This window comes from Lentilactobacillus fungorum, from assembly GCF_016860605.1.
Taxonomy (GTDB): Bacteria; Bacillota; Bacilli; order Lactobacillales; family Lactobacillaceae; genus Lentilactobacillus; species Lentilactobacillus fungorum.
On record NZ_BNJR01000003.1, the window covers coordinates 1 to 5,231 of the forward strand.

Annotated in this window: 5 protein-coding genes and 4 tRNA genes; 1 reads left to right on the plus strand and 8 read right to left on the minus strand. The window is 38.0% G+C overall.

All coding sequences use genetic code 11. From position 1 onward, the window contains the following. Window positions 1-56 precede the first annotated feature (56 nt). The 6 genes from YK48G_RS00070 to YK48G_RS00095 form a co-directional block, all read right to left on the minus strand. A tRNA-Gln gene (locus YK48G_RS00070) sits at window positions 57-128 on the minus strand. Window positions 129-137: 9 nt separating this feature from the next. Beyond that, window positions 138-220: transfer RNA gene (locus tag YK48G_RS00075), tRNA-Tyr, on the minus strand. Between the two features lie 70 nt (window positions 221-290). Then, window positions 291-1,112 (minus strand): metallophosphoesterase, encoded by an 822-nt coding sequence (locus YK48G_RS00080; RefSeq protein ID WP_203628672.1) that lies wholly within the window; start codon window positions 1,110-1,112, stop codon window positions 291-293. Between the two features lie 146 nt (window positions 1,113-1,258). Then, entirely contained in the window at window positions 1,259-2,752 is a 1,494-nt protein-coding gene (locus YK48G_RS00085) for a peptide MFS transporter (RefSeq protein WP_203628673.1), read from the minus strand. A gap of 171 nt (window positions 2,753-2,923) precedes the next feature. After that, window positions 2,924-3,229 carry a PTS lactose/cellobiose transporter subunit IIA gene (locus YK48G_RS00090; protein ID WP_203628674.1) on the minus strand — a complete coding sequence of 102 codons (306 nt, stop codon included), beginning with the start codon at window positions 3,227-3,229 and terminating at the stop codon, window positions 2,924-2,926. Beyond that, window positions 3,229-3,546 carry a PTS sugar transporter subunit IIB gene (locus YK48G_RS00095; RefSeq protein ID WP_203628675.1) on the minus strand — a complete coding sequence of 106 codons (318 nt, stop codon included), beginning with the start codon at window positions 3,544-3,546 and terminating at the stop codon, window positions 3,229-3,231. Before YK48G_RS00095 ends, YK48G_RS00090 begins: the two co-directional genes overlap by 1 nt. Before the next feature lie 950 nt (window positions 3,547-4,496). On the opposite strand from YK48G_RS00095, the gene YK48G_RS00100 reads away from it, so the two are divergent. Beyond that, on the plus strand, window positions 4,497-4,877 hold the full coding sequence (locus tag YK48G_RS00100) for a tyrosine-type recombinase/integrase (protein ID WP_203628676.1): 381 nt from the start codon (window positions 4,497-4,499) through the stop codon (window positions 4,875-4,877). Between the two features lie 150 nt (window positions 4,878-5,027). On the opposite strand, the gene YK48G_RS00105 is transcribed toward YK48G_RS00100, so the two are convergent. Both YK48G_RS00105 and YK48G_RS00110 read right to left on the minus strand, forming a co-directional pair. Next, window positions 5,028-5,100, minus strand: a tRNA-Thr gene (locus YK48G_RS00105). 54 nt (window positions 5,101-5,154) lie between these two features. Next, window positions 5,155-5,227 (minus strand) — tRNA-Asn (locus YK48G_RS00110). Window positions 5,228-5,231 lie beyond the last annotated feature (4 nt).

Here is a 5,231-nt window from a genome sequence, read left to right on the forward strand (position 1 = left end):
AAAATCCCGTCCTCATAGGCTTTTGACAACCTGTGAAAACGGGAGAAATTCATCAATTGGGCTAGCTGGGTTCGAACCAGCGCATCACGGGATCAAAACCCGTTGCCTTACCACTTGGCTATAGCCCAAAAATAAAATGGAGGGGAGTGGATTCGAACCACCGAACCCGAAGGAGCGGATTTACAGTCCGCCGCGTTTAGCCAGACTTCGCTACCCCTCCGAAATGTGTTTGCTATCAAACCAACGAATATTATAATACAAAATTTTCAGCCGATCGTCAAGCACAATATTCAAATAATTTGAATGAATTTGAGCTGATTTTGCCATTCGGTCATAAAATCATTACTTTGCCATTCATTATGGTGATGGTTGTGATAGCCAACCGCCCCATTATAGTACCAGGTTTGATTGATTTTTACAGGCGCATATCGCCTATGACTATGACCAAAAATAACGGAGTTAACTGCGTACTTATCTATCAGTTGTTGAAAATGAATGCTCCCCATCATCGCATTCGCCATATTCCAAAAGCGAAAGTCATCTGTGTATCGAATAAATTGCTGGTTAGGAACAAAGTGGGTCATCAGAATTACCTTTTTTGCCAATTTTTGAGCCTCTAACAGTTGTTTTTCCAGCTCGCCTAAAACGACTCGTTCCCGCTCGATATCACTCATAGGCTGCGAAATTTGGCTATCTATCCAATACGTCTTTTTCCAATGATAAAAATCACTTTCCGGCCTTTTAACGTTTGTTGCAAATGAATAATCATACCAACCATTGATGCCAATAATTCGAAGATTGGTGTTGGGAATATCAACAAATTGATTATTAAGATAGCCAGGCCAGCCCCCTGTTTCCAGTTGTTCATAAGTGACACCTCGAATCATATCGTGGTTGCCCGCAATAAACAAGACGTTAGTGTTAACTGCTCTTTCACGCAAGCTGCGAACATATTTGCGACTCTTATCAAAATCATTAAATAGATCACCAGCAATTAGGTAGTAGTCTACTTTTTGATCAGTCATATAACGAGCCTGCTGACTAATAACCTGATTCACGTTAATTTTATTAATATCTAAGTGATTATCGCTTGATGCAATTATTTTTGGCATATTTTTTCTCCCATTGCCATCACTATCACCACGAACCATTAAGCAATCATTAGTGACTTCGCGAGTTTGGACGCCCCATTATATCTAAAAACGACAAATAAAAAGCGCCATCCAAAATTAGGATAACACTTTTTGGTTGATCAGAGTTAGTTGACTCCTTCCATTAATCGTTTGATTGGTTTAACTAAGAAGATAAGGATGATCCCAGCAACAATTGCGACCAATCCAACAATCATGAAGTAATTAATTTCATTGTCGGGCGTGTAATATTTAACAATTTGTGAGTTAACGGCCTGGCCAGCTGAATCAGCCAGAAACCACATACTCATCATTTGTGATTCGAAAGCTTTTGGAGCTAACTTGGTGGTAACTGAAAGCCCGATCGGAGAAATTAGCAGTTCAGCAACCTCAACAATTGCCCAGCTTCCAAGTAACCAAAGTGGGCTGACTTTGGCTGATGAACCGAAAAGCATTACTGGAATAACCATAAACAAGTACGATAAGCCAGCAATTCCAAGTCCTAATGAGAACTTAGATGGTGAACTTGGCTGCTTCTTACCAAGCTTGATCCATAACCAAGCAAAAAACGGCGTATATAGCATAATAAACAGTGGATTCAACGACTGGTACCAGCCTGCAGGAATGTTGAACACCCCAAAGAAATTATTATTGGTTTGGTTTTCAGCAAACAACGCTAAGACAACCGATCCCTGTTCCTCAATTGCCCAAAAAATTGCTGCCGCGATAAATAAGGGAATATACGCAATGACCCGTGATCGTTCCGTATCGGATATCTTCTTGCTAGAAATAATAATCACAAAGTAAACAATTGGTGTTGCAATCGCAATCAAGCTCAAAAGGCTAATAAATGAACTAAGTGATAAATTCCCCATTACTTGCATCAATAAGAGAACAAGGCCAAAGACTACAATTCCTAATCCCACTTGGATGGATAATTTCTTGGCATCACTTGGTTCAAGCGGATCACTTGGATAAAGGCTTGAGCTTGGCAGGTGTTTTTTACCACCCCGGATATACTGCAGCAGGCCAAAAAACATCCCAATCGCAGCCAGTGAAAAGCCAAGATGGAAATTGACTTTAAATCCGAGCCAGCTAACTAATAATGGCGCTATAAACGATCCCAAGTTAATCCCAAAGACAAAAATCGTAAACCCTGAATCACGCCGATTATCGTATTCAGTATATAAGCCCCCAACCATCTCTGAAATATTGGGCTTTAATAGTCCAGTTCCAACCGTGATCAGCACGATCGAGGCAAATAATGCCGGAGAACCCATTGGGAGTGAAAGTGCAATGTGTCCAAGCATAATCAAGATACCGCCATAAAACACGGTTCTTCGACTTCCAAGAATTCGATCACTCACAAACCCACCAATTACAGAGGTTAGGTAAACAAGTGATCCATAAATTGCCATGATCGATGCAGCTAGTGACTGGTCAAAGCCTAATCCACCTTTAGTGACACTAAAATACATGTAATAAAGAAGGATGGCTCGCATTCCATAGTAACTGAACCGTTCCCACATTTCAGTGAAGAACAATGTTGACAAGCCACGAGGTTGGCCGAAAAACGAATCATCAGCACGCCTCTCTTGGTCTGTTTGATCTTGTTGTTGCATGTAATACCCTCCAAAAAATAAATCTAATCCTTTTCTAATGCGTGTGGATGGGATTAGATTGTTTATTATCAATAGCTTCTTAAGAACCTAAAAAATCAAAATCATAAGAACTATTATATGCCAGAATTGAAGGTATTTCAATGACGCTAACAAGCAGCAATAAAATGCAATTTATTTTGGGACACTAATTAACGGGATCAATTTCTGCAATAAATAATAAATTGTTTCTGTACTCATCAATGTATCCTGAGCATGGGTAAATAAAACTGAGTATGGCAACTTATCTACATATTTGATGGCTTTACTTTGTTCATGATGCCCCTGTATCAATAAGCGATGAGCTTCATCAAATTGCGTCTGAACGCGCCTCTGATCATATGTAGACAATTGACTAATCATTTGATTCAACACTTGTTTTGCTTTGCCCGAATATGTCAGTATTTTCATAGAAAGTTGGTTTAGCTCTTCAATATCCATTAGACTGCCTTGGCTGACTTAAATTGTGCCACAATAAATTTGACTAGTTTTTCTCCATTTGCCCAACCATATACGTCATCTGGAATTGTTAAAACTTTTATGCGGTTCTTAAGTAAACTTAGTTCTTTTTCGTGATAAACAGCCTGAGGGGCAATCAAAACTAAATCGATCCCCTCATCGAAGTATTTATTAGCATTCTCAAAATCACTTGGAATTAGATGAATGTCAGCATGATAAGTTTCAATAAATAACTTTGCAGATTTAACTAAGAAATTACTAGAGATTCCATCTTCACAGATAAGCATTACATTTTTCATATTAATAATCCCCTTTTCTTTATTACCTATACAGAATATCAGATATTAATGTATACCACAATAGGAAATTACAATTTAATCCTTGTTTTTTTCTTTTTATATAGGGATAATAACGACAATCAAGTGCTATAAATGTTTATATACCAATAAAGTATATTTATATATACCAATATTAGAAAATGTTCAATTTAGCAACTTTATCAGTACCGTTGATCTTAATATAATTATGTCAAACGTACCCCCCTTTCTTATTAGTCAACTAGTAATAGATGGCACGTTTACCGTTAGCCTTAGTGGCGCTGATTTTTTGATTAATGTAGAACTTAGTGTGTTTATAGTTGGTTAAATGATGGTTAGGCTTAGTTAATTGCTAGCCAAGATATATATAACTTGGCCGGCTTTTAGCAGTCACGGGTTTAACTAATTTAACATAGTTTAAGCTTGCAAGGACTCTAGTTTCAACTTGCACGGTGGTAGTCGTGAAACTGATATTACTTACGACGGTGGCTAAATAGCAAATTGAGTGAATTCTTCCATAGTAAAATTCCTCCTTAGGAATATATATGAAAAAGAGACCACCAAATGTGATCTCATAGATATTTGGAACATCCTAATATTCAAAAGTATTACTTTGAGCACCTTCATATGAAATGAAGAAATGGATTGTAGCACTGAAGATTTCAGAATATGGAACACATTGTTTTGCTGTAAAATGCTTAAATCTATGTAAAATGCTTCTGAATCATGTCCATGAAGGGTAACTGGCTTTTCTAGCGTATCTTCAACAGCTTGGCGAAGTTGATAGCCATTGTTTGTGTTGATTTCGATAATGCCACTTTGACCATTAATAAAGCTTTAGATTACGTTGATCGAACGTTTATTCCGACGAAAAATAAATCATCAATGCGTACGCTTAAAATTAATAATCGATTAGTCACCCTGCTTAAACATTGGCAAAAATTGTTAATGCCTACATTCAAAAAAAGAACTACACTAATCCGCAAAACTTTGTCGTTTATTCGCGTTATCGTTGGGCCATTAGTCCAACCCGAGTTAATACCGCCCTCCATGAGATTTACGATGAACATATTATTTCCAAACGAATTACTTTTCATGGTTTGCGACATACTCACACTAATTATTTAATCAACCCTAACGAAGTTAGCTTTCCCTATATTTCGAGACCGTTAGAACATGCCAACACAGTTGTTACACTAAAAATTTACTCTCACTTATTCAAAAGTGCTCAACAAGAAGAAGCACAGAAACAGTTGACCCGCTTAATCATTTGGACAAAGAAGACTCGAAAAAGCCTTAAAAGTGTCGCGTGACACTTTAGTGACACTATTGTGACACTGCGTTTCCGTTTGCTTCCATTTCAATCCAAATCATTCTCATTTTGTAAGTTAAAAAAAACATCTCAAATCCTTGTATGGCAAGGATTGAGATGAAATAGCATGGATTAGCTAAATGCTTACTTATGCCGGCTGCAGGACTTGAACCTGTGACCCTCGGTTTACGATACCGATGCTCTACCAACTGAGCTAAGCCGGCATTGCTTTGTACACAAAAGTGCTAACTTCCTAGTTAGCACTTTTATTAGCAAAGCTCCGGCAGGCGGGCTCGAACCGTCGACAACCTGATTAACAGTCAGGTGCTCTACCAACTGAGCTATGCCGGAATAT

Excerpts from the sequence above, each read along its gene's own strand:
- YK48G_RS00090 (WP_203628674.1), bottom strand. The coding sequence starts at position 3,229 with ATGGATATTGAAGAGCTAAACCAACTTTCTATGAAAATACTGACATAT.
- YK48G_RS00095 (WP_203628675.1), bottom strand. The coding sequence starts at position 3,546 with ATGAAAAATGTAATGCTTATCTGTGAAGATGGAATCTCTAGTAATTTC.
- YK48G_RS00085 (WP_203628673.1), bottom strand. The coding sequence starts at position 2,752 with ATGCAACAACAAGATCAAACAGACCAAGAGAGGCGTGCTGATGATTCG.
- YK48G_RS00080 (WP_203628672.1), bottom strand. The coding sequence starts at position 1,112 with ATGCCAAAAATAATTGCATCAAGCGATAATCACTTAGATATTAATAAA.